The sequence below is a fragment of the Algoriphagus sp. 10J20-15 genome (assembly GCF_055809615.1).
In genome coordinates, this window is the sequence record NZ_JBVVUG010000006.1 from 12,583 (window position 1) to 29,368 (window position 16,786).

Here is a 16,786-nt window from a genome sequence, read left to right on the forward strand (position 1 = left end):
CCAACTAATTCCCAATGAAAAACCAAAACCTCTCCCCTAAAACCCCATTAGTATCCATAATTATACCCTGCTATAATCATGGAAAATATCTTCTGGAGGCTGTGAATTCAGTTTTTGAATCTACCTATCAGCATTTCGAAATCATTATAATTGACGATGGATCTACTGATGGTTCATTCCAGGTAGCACAAGAAATTGCATTACAATATCCAACGCTAATCCAGTCCTTCACCCAAAATAATTCCGGCCCTTCGGTAGCAAGGAACAGAGCCATAGCCATAGCCAAGGGCAAGTACATCCTGCCGCTAGATGCAGACGATAAAATCGGGAGTAACTACCTAGAGCAGGGAATATACTTTCTTGAACAAGATTCAGATATCAAGCTGGTGTATTGTGAAGCAGAGAAATTTGGACTTAAATCAGGTCATTGGAAATTAGGACCATTCTGCAGGCAGTCATTAGCCCAGGACAATATGATATTTGTTACATCCTTATTTAGAAAAAGTGATTGGGAAGCTGTAGGAGGATTTGATGAGCGATTGAAATGGGGATGGGAAGATTGGGAGTTCTGGATCAGTTTGCTAAAAAATGGTGGCCAGGTTAAAAAGCTTCCAATCTTAGGGTTTTACTATAGAATACATACCATTTCTCGCCGTAAATCGGTCACAAAGCAGGATAAAAAGAGAACAATAGCCTTGTTGAATAATAAACATACAGCGTTTCTCACCCAACAGTTGGGAGGCCCCATCCGAAATCCAAGAAGCTGGTCCAAGGCAATCAATAAAGGACTATCCTACTTTTCTTTTTTTACAAAATACAGACATGAAGAAAGCATCAATTCTCCCATGTTGAATAAAAGTTAGGAGGCCAACAGTTGGATTTGCACTTAAACAATTCATAAAAGGCCTAAAAATTGGATCGGAATTTAGAGCCCCATTGATTTGAGGTCAGTTTATTTGGGAAAGATTTACTTAAAAAATAACGTGCGACACCCCTAAAAACCTCAATTAAAAAGCTTGCTTGTACGTATCCAATAAAACCTTGGAGTAGAAAGAAAATAGAAATCTTTTAGCAAAAAATGGAAAGAACTCCTTTTGGAAGTCAATGGTTATTAGTCAACCTCACACTCGATTAACCCGAGCATTTATGTCAATTAATTCATTGATTTCAAATCTAGTTGCTCAAAAGTCCTCCAATTAAGGATATGTCCCTTTGATCAGGAAAAATTATCATTTTATTCAAGTAGGTGTTTCTAAGGATTTTAAAAGACTATCTTAAAAATTTTCATATGCTTTTTTCTCTATAATCTTCCAATTTTCTAATGTAATCTTTCGGAAGTTTTGACCTTTTCGCGGCCCGGATTATTAGTTCCAAGTATTCTTTATTTGGTGGTATATCGCCTTGCGGAATTGCCAAATATACTTCACACCTAAATTCCTCCCTATCTGACATCACTTCCATTTCTTTTCTTATGTATGCATTTGGGTCTTCAATTTTATCAAGTGCTATAAAATCCTGCTCGGATAATTGATATATAACTCCCCAAACTTTATTTCTGGCTGCAGGTTCAATACTTGCAACCCCACCCTCTCGGTAGGAACCTTTCCTGTTAAAAACCAATTTGTGATCTGTTATAAACCCATTGTTGATTTTTATAGCAGAACTACATCTACTTTGCATCTGCTTTTCATCCATGTTTGAACCATATGAAAAATACAAGATTTTATTGGTTAAGAGTCTTTCAAAATTCTCAAGTGTCACTCTCTTTGTAGTGTTTTCTTTCTTAATCTCATTAAGTACTTTACTTTTAAAATCATTACAGAGTTCTTTATCATTCTCAATAAAAAAAGCCAAGCCAGCTAATTCAGCATCCGTATCACCTATACTTCTTCTAACGGAGAACATAAATTCGACTACATTATTTTCATCGTCCGCATCATCTATGGCGCAAATTGATGCAATAGGATTATTCTCTGTGAAATTTTCTGTGACGTACAATTTGAATTTGTCAGGATAGTCCTCAAGTAATGACTTTAACATCTTTGACCATTCATCTGACACAAAACCCTTTGTCTGAAGTCTGACAATATTTACTCCTGTGTTCAATGCTTCTCTATGCGCATTTATAAAATTTCTTGCAATCCTTTTTCCTTTGTCATCTTTACATTCAAATCCTTCACCAGTTATGTAAATATCATGCTTCGCACTTTTAATCTTATCTAAGAAGTACTTATAAAATTGGTGATTGTATTTCGAACTTGCTGCCGTTTTAAACACCTTATTTGTTGCAGACTTTTCAGCATGTTTTCTTGACAAATATTGTTGTAAATAGAAACCAAATATCCCACCTACCAGGAGTAAAGCAATTGCAATCAGTAAGTGCAATAGATTTTTTTCATCCAAATAAATCAGTATTGATAAAATACTTGAAACACTTCCAAATATTCCTAATTACAGCAATATTTTATTTGAACTATCTTCCATTTTGTATTTTTATTATTAGACAGAAAAATTATTTATAAAAAACACCCACCTCCACTTTACTTATATCCCGTGCTTTTCCACAGGGTTTCGAAGGGCTGTTTGCCCAAATTAAGGTTTTCGTAAAAGCCTTCAAGTGAACTTGAATATTATTGTAGGAAATTGTAAGAACATGAGTATAATCTGCGTAGCCTACCCAGGACAATATGATTTTTGTTACTTCTCTAATTAAAAAGTGATTCGGCAGTCATAGGTGGATTTGATGGGCGAATGAAGTGTTAGGTCCTTGGCAATTAACATTTCAGCCCTCCTAGCTTTTGTGTTTTGGCTTGACAAATAGGTATGAACCTGCCCCAGCCACCGACCGGCCCTAGGTGCAAGAGTAAAAGGAATAAAAAAGGGAAGGCAAGAGGGATGACTTTATACCATAATCTCTTGCCTCCCGTGAAATGATCAGGCTAAATGGACGGAAGAAAGATTAAAAAAATTAAAAATGATTCAAGTAAACTTATGTTAGGATAGGACACTTTCTTATTACCAAATCAATCGTTGCCATTTTTCAAATTGACCAATGAAACCTTTAATCCTCTGACAGCTCACAGTTCTATTGTCCAGCACCTTAAAATCAGGGATTTGATACTACAGTAACCACAGATCTGGCTGGAATCGTAATCCCTTCTTCCGCAGTTTCCATTTCTACAGATTCCAAACTCTTATCTTTTGAGGTCACGTACAAACCCTTGACGGAAACCAATTTCCCATCTGCATTCAATTTCACCTGCATCTCTTTAATCCCGGAATTAACCAGTACAAAAACAAGTTCATTATTAGCTGCGGCATGATAGGCAGACACCAATAAGTCCGGTGACAGGTGCACTTCATTAGGAAGCTCCACGGCTATTCTCTGATACCCCGGACGGATAAATCTACTGTAATTCCCCAAGGCCCAGAGCATCTTGCTTTCATGGAAATCACCATCCTGCTTTTGTTTGTCTATATACACCAAGCCGTCTTTATAGTCATAAGGGGAAATTGCCAGCCACCAATGCCAGGCAGAAGCATTGGCTACCGTGAGGTCATTATGAATAACCCGAGCCATATATAGTGCTGGATCTATTCCCAGAATCTCTTCCACTTCCATTGATTTCGCCTCCATTATCACCCAGGATACAATACTCACTCATCCAGTAACTCAATCCGGAGACAGCATTAATTTCTGAGGCAAGTTGGGCGCGTTGCTGCACTGCAGATTCAAATGGCGAAGTTGTGAAATAACTATGGGCAGACACAGTAGGACTGACATGTGTAAGGTCTGCGATGTAACTGGAAGATCCTGAATGAAAAATGCGCTAATCTGCTCTCCCCTTCCATCCTTATCTGCCTGCTCGTAGAGGTAATTAATCTTGCCTGCTTCGGCCACATCTATCTTTGTGTCCAAGCTATTCCTAGTCAAGGCAGCATCGAGCGCTTTCACTAAGCCCGAAATCTCAGTATTCCAAAATGGGGTTCCCTCCTGTCCTCCATCAGACCAGTCCCATTGAGGTTCATTCACAGGACTAACATAATCTACCTGAAGTCCCTTTCCTTTTAGGCCTATGATCACCTGAGCCAGGTAGTCTGCAAACTTTCCATAGTTTTCACCATCCAAATTGGATTGTCCTCCTGTTGCATAGGCTTTACCCGTTTTGGTAAAGTTTACAGGAGGGCTATTAGGGAAAACAAGCAATTTACCCACACCATACTCCTGGGCGGCTTTAGCAAACCATACTTGCCCTGCCTGTCTGTCCCAATTATAAGATCCATTTGTTTCCAGGAAGGATTCTGCCCTCCTCCATTCATCTCCGATTCCACTTTGGTCTCCTTGCCCGGCACTACCCGCTCCTACATTAAACCTCCAAAGTGACAAGGCTATTCCTTTGGGATTACCTTGCTGATCATTCTCCTTACTGAATAGCAGTTCTGCAATGGCATTTTTCTTTTGATCAGGCCAAAGTCCCACAAACTGAGCCACGAGGGCATCCGACGCACCGAAATGCTCCATCACTTGGTATGTTTCTGCACTGTTTGCATTGATTTCAATGGTCTGAATTACGTCCTCCTGATTTTGGCTTTCCTGACCTGAAGTCTGACATGCAAAAAACACCCCGAACGTACATAGAAGAATAGGGAAGGAAGTTAGGCTTTTAACAGTCATTTTTGTTTTTGTCATATACATAAGTAGTTAAAAAGGGAAGCTTTTTGGCTTCCCTTTTAACTGATCAATATCCCGGGTTCTGTTCCAATAGATTGTCAGAAGCTAAGATTTCTGAACGAGGAATCGGTAACCAGTAATTTTGTGTTTCAAATTTCTTTCCATTGAGTGAAACTTTTCTGTTGTAAGTCAATGTACCGTCTTGTGCTTTCACGATTTCGATACCGTAGGCTGGGGTATTTTCAACCTCATCTGCAGTCATCCATCTTCTTACATCGTAATAGCGATGTTCCTCAAAAGCAAGTTCAATCCTGCGCTCATGGTGAATTTTTTCTCTCATTTCATCCTGACTCAACCCAGGTGGAAGCGGTGGCATTTCAACACCAGCCCTGCTTCTGATCGAATTCACAGCATCATAAACACTTGCATCCGGACCTGCGGATTCATTCTGGGCTTCGGCATAATTTAACAATATCTCCGCATACCTGAAATAAATCCAGTTTTGAGTTCCTGCTACTTCCCAAGGGTTTCTGATTGGCAAATCTTCATTAATAAATTTTCTTAGGTAATACCCTGTTTTACTGGTATTCCAGTTGGAAGGTCCACCTTGACTATCTCTTCCATTTGGAAGAAACGTTTCCACCGTACGGTCTCTGTAAGGAGCTCCGTTGAAAAGAATACTTTCGTAAAATCTAGGATCCCTGTTTTCATAGGGCGCACTTGCCTGTTCCTCATTATTCCAATCAAACGGGGTACCGTCCATCATTTCATAATCGTCAATCAGGTTTTGAAGTGGCACATTTCCACCCCAACCGTCATATCCATTGGGGCCATTGGCAATTTCAAGCGCAGTATGTCTCGCATTGATATTATAGTATCTGGCAAAGATGATTTCAGAATTACTTTGCGGAGTCAAAAACAACGCTCCATACCCACTTTGGTAGAGACTATATTGGTCTAGGTCCATTAAATCTTTTGCCGCTTGTGCTGCTTGCTGCCATTTTTGGATATCAGATCCTCCGTTAGTATAAAGTGGACTCGCAGCGTAAAGAAGTAGTCTGGACTTCAAAGCCATTGCTGCTCCTTTGGTTGCACGGCCCTCCAGCCAAGTGCCACTGTTGGTCTGTGGTAAAGTAGCGATAGCCGCATCCAGTTCCCCAATCACATAATCAATTGCCTCTTCTTTGGGAGCTCGCTCATAAAAAGCCGGGTCAGTAAAATCATCTCCCAGCTGGGCTACCTTATCTCCCATCATCACCACATCGCCATAATTTTTAATGAGGTCAAAATAACGGAAAGCACGGATAAATTTTAGCTCAGCAATCAGCAAATCCTTACCTGACTGGCTCATTTCCAAATCAGCTATATTGGCAAGCGCATAATTTACTTCACGAATACTCCGATAGGATCTACCCCAAAATGTCCCAGCTATCCCGGTATTTTGTGGAGAAAGCTGTCCCTGCTGGATAAACCAGGTATTATCGTCATTATTATAAATCGACTCATCGGTAAGGGAGCTCCACATAGCATACTCAAAGCCACGACCAAAACCTGGCTGATAGGAGTCACCCTCCTTATTGGTAAGCCTCACGCCTAGGTATCTATTGATCACGTAGGCTTCGAAAAGTGTGGAGTCTGAAAGAATAGAAGCATCCGAAACTCTATCTGTAGGAACTACATCAAGAAAATCATCCTGACATCCACCTAGCAATAGACCGCTTAACGCAAGTCCTAGGAAAGGTTTAAATATATTTTTACTAGTCATTTTCTTTGGGTTTAAAATTGAATGTTTACGCCAAGGTTGATGATCTTCTGCTGCGGATAGAATTGCCCGCTTTCACTGGATCCTTCCGGATCAAAGTCTTTGACACCTGTGAGTGTAAACAGGTTAAAGGCATTCGCATAGATCTTCAAACTGCTGATCGATAACTTGTCCAAGATCGGCTGAGGCACATTGTAACCGATCTGCACATTTTTCAAACGGGCAAATGATGCATCATTCAACCAGAAATTATTGCGATACAACCCGCCACTGACTGCAGAGGAAGACCGTTCACTAACTCTTGGATATGTCCCTTCAGGATTGGTAGGTGAATAGCGGTTATCTGCCCAGCTGCTATAAAAATTCCCCACCGTACCAGACTCTGGAAGAACGTATTGATTTACCTGCGTTTGTCCGGATATAACTGCTGAGAAATCCCAATTTTTCCAGGCCGCATTCAAGGTCATACCAAAAGTAATCTGAGGAATATTCCCATACTTGCTTCTGGTCATATCATCCGCATTGATCACACCGTCTCCGTTGAAATCCTCATAAATCAGGTCACCCACCATAGCACCAGGGACGTGAGGGGTATTGTTTAACTCCTCCTCAGTTCTGAATATCCCAATGGCATTGTAGAGCAAATAGGTATTCACCGGATTACCCGTTTGACGTTGATATTCCAATACCCCGGCAGCCTCGTCTATAAATACAATTTCATTTTTGGCATAAGTGAAGTTACCTGATACTCCAAAACTGATATTTCCTTCATGCTGATACCCAACAGTGGACTCAAAACCATGGCTTTTTACCTCACCTATATTTTCTGCAGGAACCAAAGACTCCCCGTCGTAAGGGTTCACAATTCCGGAAGATCCAGGGATGGAGGCATTTCGGATTGTCAAAATCTTACTTCTATCCTGTTGGAAATAAATAAACTCTGTGGTGAATTTCTTAAGCCAAACGGCATTGAAACCCAGGTCAGTTTTAGTGGCCACTTCCCAGGTTATATTTGGGTTGGAAGGACGGGTCAGATCGATACCGGTGCGAACTACGTCACCCAACACATAGCGGTTATTGAATGAGTAATTATCAAAATACTGGAACTGGCCCACGTTGTCATTTCCCAGTTTACCGTAGGAAGCCCTGAATTTAAGGTCATCAAAAAAGCCTACTTTCTCTCTAAACCAGCCTTTCTTCTGATATTCTATACCCAACCGAAAGAGATGGGAAAAAACCATACCTGCTGTCTGAGGGGAAGTTGGATGAGCCATCCACTCTCATCTGAAGTTCTGCCAGGTATTTCTCATTGTAATTGTAGGCAACTCTACTCAGGTAACTTTTTCTGGTATAGTTGTAGCTACTTCCCCAGTTGTCGTAATCTGATGCTGCTGCTCCTCCCTGGGAAAGTTCAGGGGTCTCTGCTGTAGGAAAATGAAGCCTGGAAGCGCCCAGAGTATGAGATCGGTTTTCACTCTGCTCATACCCTACAAAGGCATCAATAAAGTGATCCCCGAAATAATGCTTGAAGTTCAATCGAAGGTTAGACACCATCATAGACTGAGAATAATGCGTCTCAGAGAGTGTTGGCTGCTGATCAGGACCTCCGCCTACAACCACCGGATTATAGGAATCTGAAGTCCGGTCATAATTATACAAGGTGTATGGCTTACTGAAGTTTCTGGATCTATCCGAGCTTTCATCCACCGAGAAGAAGCCTTCGGCGGAAAGACCATCTAGGAAACCAAACTCATATTTACCACGCAGAATACCATTGAATACATAGCGGGGATTTTGGTTTAACCCACCCTGATCGGTAGCCATTACGACAGGATTGGAATTTTCGATTCCAGAAGAAGGAAGTCCGTTGGGATAAGTGGCGGCAACGGTTGGATAAGCTCTATAGATGGAGCGAAAAATATTCCCTGCACTTGCTGTAGGATATTGCCTGTCCTCTTTTCTACCCGATAGTGATAATCCCACAGAGAATCGTTCTGTAATATCAGCATCTATATTTGACCGGAAACTATATTGGTCATAGCGAGTAGCTCCATCCTTATACAGTCCATCCTGACCAGTTTTACCCAATGACAGGAAATAAGTCACATTTTCCGACCCACCTCTGATGCTTAGATCATGCTGACTTTGTAACGCTGAATTATTCAACGCTGCAGCCGCCCAGTCGGTATTTGGATAGTTAAGTGGATCAGATCCGTTTCTAAACATCCCCAACTCATCCTCTGAGTAGATCTGGTTTAAACCACCTTGAGGATTATTATAATAGGCAATTTCATTTCTGATCTGGCCATAAGTACCCGCATCAGCCATGTCAGGCAGTCGGGTCGGAGAAGAAAAACCTTGATTAAAGCTGTAAGAAATCACTGGCTTACCGGACTTCCCACGCTTAGTCGTCACCAGGATCACGCCGTTCGCAGCTCGGGATCCGTAGATCGCTGCCGAGGCATCCTTTAATACGGAAATACTTTCAATGTCATTGGGATTCAGTCGCTCAAGACCGCCTATCTGACCGGGTACCCCATCCACTACTACCAGGACATCATTGTTTCCAGTAGTTGCAAGACCTCGAATACTGATACTTGATCCATCGTATCCCGGTTCACCGCCTCTGTTGTTGGCAATGATCCCTGAAAACCTTCCTGAAAGTGAATTTGAAATATTGGGTTGAGGACTGTTTTCAAATCCCTGCCTTCTACCTGTGAGATGGAGCCGGTCAGGGTTGCTTTCTTCTGCTCACCGTATCCCACCACCACTACCTCATTGAGTGATTGTTCATCAGGAACCAGTTGAACGGTGATTCTACTTTCCCCACTTTGAATAACCCGCTCCTGAGTAACGTATCCGATGAAGGAAATACTAAGTGTAGCATTTTCAGTTGGAGTAAATGACAAGGTAAAATTGCCATCCAAGTCTGTCACGGCACCAGAGGTAGTGCCTTTCAATAAAACTGAAGCTCCTGGGAGTCCTGTTCCGTTTTCGTCCAGTACTTGGCCTGAAATTTTTTCTTGACCAAATACATTGGGCACACTGCACATCATTGCTAGCATAAATGACATGCAAAACAGCCATGCCCTGGCTGGTAGTTGTGTTCGCATATTTTTTAGGTTTATTATTAAACAGATACTATCAAAACTCTAATTGAAGAATCTCGTAATTCAGTAAGCAATGTTCAGGAAAAAGCTCGTTCAACACGGGGCATAAATCAGTAAATTTGGGGGCACAAAATGAGCAAAAGCCGCTTCCTAGGAAATTTACTGGTATACTTGTTTACATTTTTGGTGATTGTGAGTTGATGAAACCCGTACTACTAACCTTCCTTATTCTGTGTTTTTCAATCGTTGGAAATGCGCAAAAAGTTGATACAAGGTCTGTATTCTCAGATCAAAATCACCTTACCTTTTACTTGCTAGATGTAGAAGACGGTCTGTCCAACAACTACATTAACCACATTGTGCAAGATTCTTTAGGCTTTATCTGGATTGCCACGATAGATGGTCTAAACCGATACGATGGGCATAATTTCCAAGTCTATCGAAAAAGCAATCTTTTCTCCTATTCAGGACCATCATCCAACTATATAGAGCATTTGGAAATCACCCCAAATCAGGAACTTTTGCTCGCCACGAATAAGGGCTTGAGTAAATACGACCCAAAAACAGATCTATTCCATCATTTTGACAGGCCATCAGAAAATTCAATCAGCTACATTATCAGCCAACCCAATGGCCGACAAATCATCGCCAACTATGAAGGTGGGGTCGCTATAATGGAAGCTGACAGCGTCATTTCATTTTTTCCTTATTCTACTTACCAACCCAATTCTCTTTCCTCATCACGGATCTCATCCTTGGCCATACAAGGCGATTCAATTCTTTGGGTTGGACACTTTGATAAAGGATTGGATAAAATCGATCTGAGAAAAAATACCGTCAGTCCATTACAAAGATCAACTCCTACCTTCCCTGAAAATATAAACGCACTCTATTTGGATGAGCAGGGAAATCTCTGGGTCGGCTCAAATGATGGAATCCGTGTCATCAGAAAAGACGGTGAAATAGTAACCATCAATGAGGCGAAAATTGCCGAAAAAGGACTCAGTGACGGAAATGTGCTTTGCTTTGAAAAAGGTCCGGAGGGAAACCTTTGGATAGGTACCAGAAATGGTGGATTGAATATCTTAAACACAGCCAAATTTCTTCGAGATCAGGAGATTGAACTAAAGTGGTTTAGACCCGAATCAGACGGATCGAGCGTTTATAATAGAACTGTTTCTTCGCTGAAACTGGCTGATAACGGTTACATGTGGATCGGTACAGAGTACAGGGTTGAATTTTGTAAATCCATCGGGAGACCCCGTCAAATTAATTACAAGGAATTTATCTAAAAATCAGACCATCTCCCACGACCGGATAGGATCACTGGCTGAAGGAAAAAATGGCAGTATTTGGATCGGTACAGATGGAGGTGGACTGGATCGCTACTTCCCCCAAACTGAGCAATTCCAACATTTCAAACACGATCCTACAGATCCCAGCAGTATTTCAAATAACTACATCATCTCCATTCTGGAAGATAGTAACAGCAACCTTTGGGTTGGCACATCCCAGGGCGGGTTAAACTTATTGAATAGCTCTACGGGAAAGAGCAAGCACTACCTACAGGAAAGTCAGGAGGAAGGCAATGATGTGCGGAAAATATTTGAGGGTAAAAATGGGCAGCTATGGGTAGGTACAAACCGGGGCGGATTGTATCGTTACCATCCGCCAATCGATAATTTTGATTATGTAAAAGTGCTTGGTAAGATCGATATCAGAGATATTGCCGAAGATGATTTGGGTAATCTATGGCTGGCAACGTTCGGAGACGGAATAATCCGATACAATTACCTGACTGGAGAGCAAGAACTTTTCAACAATAAGACTATACCGGGTTTTCCAGTGGAAGTAGTTTTTGGAATAGAAATTCTTGAAAATGGAGATGTTCTGGCAGGAAGCAGATATGAAGGATTGATTAGGCTTAACCCGGAAACCAAAGCCTATACCCTCTTTACCGAAGAAAACGGTCTTAGTAACAACTCCATCAACAGCTTGGTAAAGGGGGAAAACGGAAAGATCTGGCTTGGTACGTATCGTGGGATCAGCTATTTCGACTCCAAGACCAACACGGTCGGCAACCTGAACTCGATCAATAATATCCAGTTCAGTGAGTTCAATATAGGAGCTTCTATCGTCACAGCCTCAGGGGAGGTTTACTTGGGTGGGAATAAAGGTATTAATGTGTTCAATTCACAAACCTTGGATAGCCAGACTGCCAGCTACCCATTAATCTTTACTGATTTGAGGCTGATGAATAAGCGGATTTCCGTCGCTACTGATTCTGAAGATTTTCAACTCAATAAAAGTCTCCCCTACCTCGAGGAACTCAGGTTGGCTCACGATCAGAGTTTGATATCCATAGACTTTGTTGCGTTAAAATTCCCAAGAGGTAAAGATGTGAACTATGCCTATAAGCTGGAGCCTTATCATAGCCAGTGGATTGAAACGAACCAGGCAGGTACAGCCAACCTAAGTAATATACCACCCGGAAACTATACACTGAAAGTGAAAGCAAATTTCGGAACCTCGGCCATTTCCGAAAACCAGTTGGCTATTATCATAGCTCCCCATTCTGGAGAGCCTGGCCTGCATACCTACTCTATGCGGTCTTGATCGTTACGTTGACTAATGCCGGCATGCGCTATTATGTGGAAAGGCTTAAGCTGAAAAACTCCCTGCTATTTGAGAAAAAGCAGCGTGTACTGGAACATGAACTCAATGAGGAACGCGTGCAGTTTTTTACAGGATTTTCACATGAGCTTAAAACACCGTTGACACTCATCATGGCTCCTTTGGATGATTTAATTCAGGAAATAACCAATTCAAAACATCTTAAAGGACTTAAATTGGTGCAGAAGAATGCAAAATACCTCCATGAGATGATTTCCAAACTTCTGGAGTTTAGAAACTCCGAACTCAATGTCTATGAATTGAATCTAAAGTCCCAGTCCATCGTCACTCCCATCAAACAGTGGATCGAACAATATCAGCCCCTTGCCAAACATAAGAGCATAAAGTTAAAAAGCGAACTACCGAAGAATGATTTTAATGCGACTATCGATCTTCAGAAATTCCATATCGTATTCAATAACCTACTTTCCAATGCGCTAAAATACTGTAGGGCCAAAGATCAAATCATCGTTTCGCTGGAAGAAAAACAAGATGAATTCCAGCTAATTGTGAGTGATACCGGGCCAGGAATTCCACTGGAAGATAAACAGGATTTTCAACTGGTACTATCAAAGTGGAGAAAATACCCAAGAACAGGGTAATGGTATCGGGTTGGCTTTAACCAAAAGGCTGGTAGAAGACCATAAAGGCAGCATTCGTCTGCTCAGCAACCCTGGAAAAGGCAGTACTTTTTCAATCTTGATACCCAAAAACGAAAGTTCAGCACAGGATTTTTTATCGGAAATAAACAGCAATGAGTGGATTTCAGAACAGGAATCTAAGCAGTTGCAACCCAGTGTAAACTTAAATCTAAAAGAAAACAGGGAGGTATTGTTGATAATTGACGATAATCCTCAAATTCTTGAATACCTGAATAATTCCCTTTGTGGCGAGTATGATTTGATATTTGCCAAGAATGGTGAAGAAGGATTAAAAAAAGCAACCCAATATATTCCTGACCTGATCATCTCGGATGTTATGATGCCGGAGAAAAACGGAATTGATTTATGTGGGATTTTGAAAGAAAACCAAGGTACCACCCATATTCCTGTGATTTTGCTTTCTGCCAAAGACAGCACCGAAAGCATCACTTCAGGATTTGACAAAGGAGCAGATGATTACATTACCAAGCCATTTAATGGGCATATTTTAAAGTCCAGAGTCAGAAATCTAGCTTGGATGCAAAAATCAGATTACGCACCTACTACCTGGAAAAAAATGAGCAGGTGGATAATTTCACATCCTCTGAAAAAAATGCAATTCAACGGGAAAAGAATTTTTTAAAAGAGCTTGAAAAACATATTCTAGTAGCTATCTCCCAGCAAAACTCAGATGTTGACTCCATCTCACAAGCAATGGGAATGAGCAGAACCTCTCTATTTAGAAAATTAAAGGCGATTACGGGAAACAATATCAACCATTATATAAGCTCAGTCAAGGTGAAAAGAGCTGCCGAGATGATTAAGCATGAGAAGCTAGGTGTTGCTCAAGCTGCTTATGAAGTTGGGTTCACCAGTACCAAGCATTTCAGGAAACTATTTAAAGAGCAATTTGGCATCCTTCCCTCGGAAATAAACGAAAGTGAAATCAACCAAGAAGAATCCAACTAAGCATTTAAGAAACGCAGCATAAACATTTTACAGCTATCCTTTTAATTAATTATAAGATCATTACTCCTTATAAAATCATTTATTGAACAGGCTGGTTCTAAGTAGAACCAGCCTCTTGAGAAAGATTGCAAAGCTAAAATTCCAGCTTTGCCAATACAGGTAAATGATCTGAGGCATAGTGCTCCTGTATTACTTCGTGCAATAAAGTCTGGATTCCAATTCCTGAGGAGTAAAAGATAAAATCAATGGTTTTACGGGGATTCACCACGGGAATTGTAGGAGGACAACCTTGCTCACAGCTTCTATCAAACACTTCATCCAAATGAGCGATAGTCTTACTGCCTGCCTCAGCATTGAAGTCTCCAACCAAGACAATGGGCTTAAGCTCATCTTTGAAATAGAATGTGATTGCATGGGCTTGTGCCAGCGCATTTTCATCACTGGTAAAATCCAGATGGGTATTGGCAAACCTTATTTTCTGCCCATCCGGTAACTCTGCAGTAAGAACGGAAAGTGTGCGCTGTTCTGTCCCGGATTCCATCGGCAATAGAATTGTCTCCATCTCAGAAATAGGATATTTAGACAAAATTGCTGACCCGTATGCCCCACCTTTGTAATCAATCCCTTTTGAAAAAAAGAAATGCATGCCCGTAAGTTCGGCTAACTTTTCTGCCTGATCAAGGTGTACTCCTGAGCGCTCGTTGTTTACATCTATTTCCTGTAGCCCCACCAAGTCTGCGTTGGAATCGTTAATCACTTTAGCAATTCCATCCACATCGATTAATCCGGGTTTACTCGGTGGATTGCAATGGTGCACATTATAACTCAACACCTTCATTTCCAAACCTTCACTTATATCAACTTCCTCATCAGCAGGAGTGACTGAGGTTGGTTCCTGTGCCTGAGCACAGGAATAAAGGATCATTATCAAAAAGAATAAAAAGCAATTGCGTAAATTTTTCATAACTGATTTTGAACTAACCAATTCACCATTCACTGCAGTCTAGCATTATAGTAGCCACAAGAGGAAGGTGATCGGAATAGGTAATGGATATTGGGATTTGAACGGGTATTTCTAACTTTTGACAAAACTTACTTAGCCAGATGTAATCTATCTTCTTACTAGGATTCCCAGCCGGAAAGGTATTTCCAAGAGTAGCATCAGTCATATTATAGCTGCTTGCCAGCAACTCTATTTCTTCAGTATTTGGTTCTGCATTGAAGTCTCCCGTAAGAATTACAGGAAGTTTTGATTCCAGAAAACCCAGTGCTTCACGAGCCTGGATCAACCGGGTGGATTGATCCAAGGCAAAGTGAACAGTAGCAAATTTTACTTCTTTTCCACCAGGAAGTGAAATCACTGTTGATAGCAAAGCAAGGGTCTTGTTTTCTCCATTTTTAATGGAAGTGATCTGATCATTTTGCTGGCTGGCTATGGGAAACCTGGATAAAACACCTAAGCCATAGGCACCCCCGTCATATTCGAAATGGCGTTGAAAAGCATAATACATTCCTGTAATTTCAGCCAGCTTCTTCATCTGATCCACCTGTTCCGACCTATTGCAAAGACTGTCTACTTCTTGTAATCCGACTAGGTCTGCGTTGGAGTTTTTGATAAACTCTCCCATTTTCTGAAGTGTATTCACTTCATCCTTATCAGCTCCATGATGGATATTATAGGACATTACCCTAAGTGATTGGGCATTGGCAAAATGTGCACACCCCACAAACAAAATAACAAAAGTAAAATATACCCTTCTTTGTATCAACAGCATATTCTCCTACTTCTTGGGTTCAGTAGCAATGGTGAATTCAGTCTCCAAACCTGCATCAGGAGTAACAAGAATATTTTCCACCACCACATTAAGAGTCGTTTCTGACGGATACTTCCAAACAGCTTTTAATATCACCTGAGTAGTATCGTGGGCTGCAATTTCAACCTGTCCCATAGGAAATCCTTCAATATCGTAGTCTGATTTCATCTTGGTTACGAATGGAATATCACTTGAATTAACAAAGTTCAGCACAATTAGCGGCTCAGCTTTTCTCAGTTTACGTTCTGCGGTTACCTGTACGGAGGATTTAAACAATGCTTCAGCTTCTGGCTTTCTTGCCACCAGATAATCCCCGAAATACAAGGCTGTCCTTTTTGCAAAAAGTGCTTCCTCTACCCCCGCTGCCGATCTTTCTTTTGCAAACACCAGAGTCATGGGACGGTGGGTATCCTTGTATCGAGGATAATTATCGTAATGCTCATCTGTATTGCAAACCATCGCCAAATCATGCTCCAATGCCATTCTGTGAGCGATCACATTGTAATTCCCCGAGTTTACCACTTCCACGCCTTTTAGAATATCCAAATCCAATAATTCCTGATGAAAAGACGTGAATAATACGGTATCTTTTTTGTCCCACCATCCCCAACTTGGGTGATTATAAACCACAAATGCATTTTGCTTTTTGACCGCAAGAAATGACCCCATCAGCTGGTCATGCGTAATTTCATCCTTCATTACAAATTCAGCTTTGCCACTTTTCATATAAGCTGTGGGTATATTATTTGCATCCTCCAGAAACAGGGCATTGTGATGGTAAGGTGCTACTCTAGGTGAAATCTCAACTCCTCTAATGACAATCAAATCCTTATCTGCAGCTGCCTTACTGGCTAACTCATAGGGTTTGTTATAATCCTGATCTATAATATCAGGAAAACCTTCGTAATCAATATGCTCTGTAAGGGAAATCACGTCCAAGTCATCTCTGATCGCCTCATTTACTCGGAAAGTCGGCCAGACATGTCCATCTGAAAAGACGGTATGCATATGAAAATCTCCTTTCAAGGTATAATACCCTGGGATATCCGGGATGATCACTTTGCTATGCTGTGCTAAGGAAATACTGCTGATGGTCATGACCATCAGCAGTAGACTTTTAATTTTATATTGCATGGCTACTTAAT

Annotated in this window: 12 protein-coding genes and 3 pseudogenes; 5 read left to right on the forward strand and 10 right to left on the reverse strand. The window is 41.1% G+C overall.

What is annotated here, in order from left to right; genetic code table 11:
* The first annotated feature begins 14 nt into the window (after window positions 1–14).
* On the forward strand, window positions 15–863 hold the full coding sequence (locus AC0L6R_RS03375) for a glycosyltransferase family A protein (protein WP_473269924.1): 849 nt from the start codon (window positions 15–17) through the stop codon (window positions 861–863).
* Window positions 864–1,284: 421 nt separating this feature from the next.
* Here AC0L6R_RS03375 and AC0L6R_RS03380 read toward each other — a convergent pair whose 3' ends face one another.
* The 7 genes and pseudogenes from AC0L6R_RS03380 to AC0L6R_RS03410 form a co-directional block, all read right to left on the reverse strand.
* Complete coding sequence (locus tag AC0L6R_RS03380; protein WP_473269925.1) at window positions 1,285–2,403, reverse strand: gamma-glutamylcyclotransferase family protein; 1,119 nt, start codon at window positions 2,401–2,403, stop codon at window positions 1,285–1,287.
* 703 nt (window positions 2,404–3,106) lie between these two features.
* A complete protein-coding gene (locus tag AC0L6R_RS03385) occupies window positions 3,107–3,637 on the reverse strand; it encodes a glycoside hydrolase (RefSeq protein WP_473269926.1) in 531 nt (176 codons plus the stop codon).
* A pseudogene (locus AC0L6R_RS03390) lies at window positions 3,561–4,696 on the reverse strand (glycoside hydrolase). Before AC0L6R_RS03390 ends, AC0L6R_RS03385 begins: the two are co-directional and overlap by 77 nt.
* 43 nt (window positions 4,697–4,739) lie before the next feature.
* Complete coding sequence (locus AC0L6R_RS03395; RefSeq protein WP_473269927.1) at window positions 4,740–6,437, reverse strand: RagB/SusD family nutrient uptake outer membrane protein; 1,698 nt, start codon at window positions 6,435–6,437, stop codon at window positions 4,740–4,742.
* 11 nt (window positions 6,438–6,448) lie between these two features.
* The gene (locus AC0L6R_RS03400) at window positions 6,449–7,708 is read right to left on the reverse strand and encodes a SusC/RagA family TonB-linked outer membrane protein (RefSeq protein WP_473269928.1); all 1,260 of its coding nucleotides are present in this window, start codon (window positions 7,706–7,708) and stop codon (window positions 6,449–6,451) included.
* Entirely contained in the window at window positions 7,617–9,110 is a 1,494-nt protein-coding gene (locus tag AC0L6R_RS03405) for a SusC/RagA family TonB-linked outer membrane protein (protein WP_473270029.1), read from the reverse strand. Before AC0L6R_RS03405 ends, AC0L6R_RS03400 begins: the two co-directional genes overlap by 92 nt.
* A gap of 101 nt (window positions 9,111–9,211) precedes the next feature.
* Window positions 9,212–9,547, reverse strand: a pseudogene (locus AC0L6R_RS03410) (carboxypeptidase-like regulatory domain-containing protein); the annotation flags it as partial.
* A gap of 197 nt (window positions 9,548–9,744) precedes the next feature.
* Between AC0L6R_RS03410 and AC0L6R_RS03415 the strand changes: the two are divergent.
* The 4 genes and pseudogenes from AC0L6R_RS03415 (at window position 9,745) to AC0L6R_RS03430 (ending at window position 13,827) form a co-directional block, all read left to right on the forward strand.
* Complete coding sequence (locus AC0L6R_RS03415) at window positions 9,745–10,836, forward strand: ligand-binding sensor domain-containing protein (protein WP_473269929.1); 1,092 nt, start codon at window positions 9,745–9,747, stop codon at window positions 10,834–10,836.
* Window positions 10,778–12,160, forward strand: coding sequence for a ligand-binding sensor domain-containing protein (locus AC0L6R_RS03420; RefSeq protein WP_473269930.1), 1,383 nt, complete (start codon window positions 10,778–10,780; stop codon window positions 12,158–12,160). The genes AC0L6R_RS03415 and AC0L6R_RS03420 overlap by 59 nt, the downstream gene beginning before the upstream one ends.
* A gap of 105 nt (window positions 12,161–12,265) precedes the next feature.
* Window positions 12,266–13,498 (forward strand): annotated as a pseudogene (locus AC0L6R_RS03425) (sensor histidine kinase); the annotation flags it as partial.
* A 74-nt stretch (window positions 13,499–13,572) separates the two neighbouring features.
* Window positions 13,573–13,827, forward strand: coding sequence for a helix-turn-helix domain-containing protein (locus tag AC0L6R_RS03430; RefSeq protein WP_473270030.1), 255 nt, complete (start codon window positions 13,573–13,575; stop codon window positions 13,825–13,827).
* 133 nt (window positions 13,828–13,960) lie between these two features.
* Here AC0L6R_RS03430 and AC0L6R_RS03435 read toward each other — a convergent pair whose 3' ends face one another.
* The 3 genes from AC0L6R_RS03435 to AC0L6R_RS03445 all read right to left on the reverse strand — a co-directional run bounded on the left by AC0L6R_RS03435 (window position 13,961) and on the right by AC0L6R_RS03445 (window position 16,775).
* On the reverse strand, window positions 13,961–14,752 hold the full coding sequence (locus AC0L6R_RS03435) for an endonuclease/exonuclease/phosphatase family protein (protein ID WP_473269931.1): 792 nt from the start codon (window positions 14,750–14,752) through the stop codon (window positions 13,961–13,963).
* A gap of 61 nt (window positions 14,753–14,813) precedes the next feature.
* Entirely contained in the window at window positions 14,814–15,512 is a 699-nt protein-coding gene (locus tag AC0L6R_RS03440; protein WP_473269932.1) for an endonuclease/exonuclease/phosphatase family protein, read from the reverse strand.
* A 96-nt stretch (window positions 15,513–15,608) separates the two neighbouring features.
* Complete coding sequence (locus AC0L6R_RS03445; RefSeq protein WP_473269933.1) at window positions 15,609–16,775, reverse strand: Sb-PDE family phosphodiesterase; 1,167 nt, start codon at window positions 16,773–16,775, stop codon at window positions 15,609–15,611.
* Window positions 16,776–16,786: the final 11 nt, after the last annotated feature.

What these genes read in the sequence shown, in the direction of transcription:
- AC0L6R_RS03395 (WP_473269927.1), bottom strand. Translation starts at nt 6,437, where the DNA reads ATGACTAGTAAAAATATATTTAAACCTTTCCTAGGACTTGCGTTAAGC.
- AC0L6R_RS03375 (WP_473269924.1), top strand. Translation starts at nt 15, where the DNA reads ATGAAAAACCAAAACCTCTCCCCTAAAACCCCATTAGTATCCATAATT.
- AC0L6R_RS03400 (WP_473269928.1), bottom strand. Translation starts at nt 7,708, where the DNA reads ATGGCTCATCCAACTTCCCCTCAGACAGCAGGTATGGTTTTTTCCCAT.
- AC0L6R_RS03415 (WP_473269929.1), top strand. Translation starts at nt 9,745, where the DNA reads ATGAAACCCGTACTACTAACCTTCCTTATTCTGTGTTTTTCAATCGTT.
- AC0L6R_RS03445 (WP_473269933.1), bottom strand. Translation starts at nt 16,775, where the DNA reads ATGCAATATAAAATTAAAAGTCTACTGCTGATGGTCATGACCATCAGC.
- AC0L6R_RS03430 (WP_473270030.1), top strand. Translation starts at nt 13,573, where the DNA reads ATGGGAATGAGCAGAACCTCTCTATTTAGAAAATTAAAGGCGATTACG.
- AC0L6R_RS03385 (WP_473269926.1), bottom strand. Translation starts at nt 3,637, where the DNA reads ATGGAGGCGAAATCAATGGAAGTGGAAGAGATTCTGGGAATAGATCCA.
- AC0L6R_RS03440 (WP_473269932.1), bottom strand. Translation starts at nt 15,512, where the DNA reads ATGTCCTATAATATCCATCATGGAGCTGATAAGGATGAAGTGAATACA.
- AC0L6R_RS03435 (WP_473269931.1), bottom strand. Translation starts at nt 14,752, where the DNA reads ATGATCCTTTATTCCTGTGCTCAGGCACAGGAACCAACCTCAGTCACT.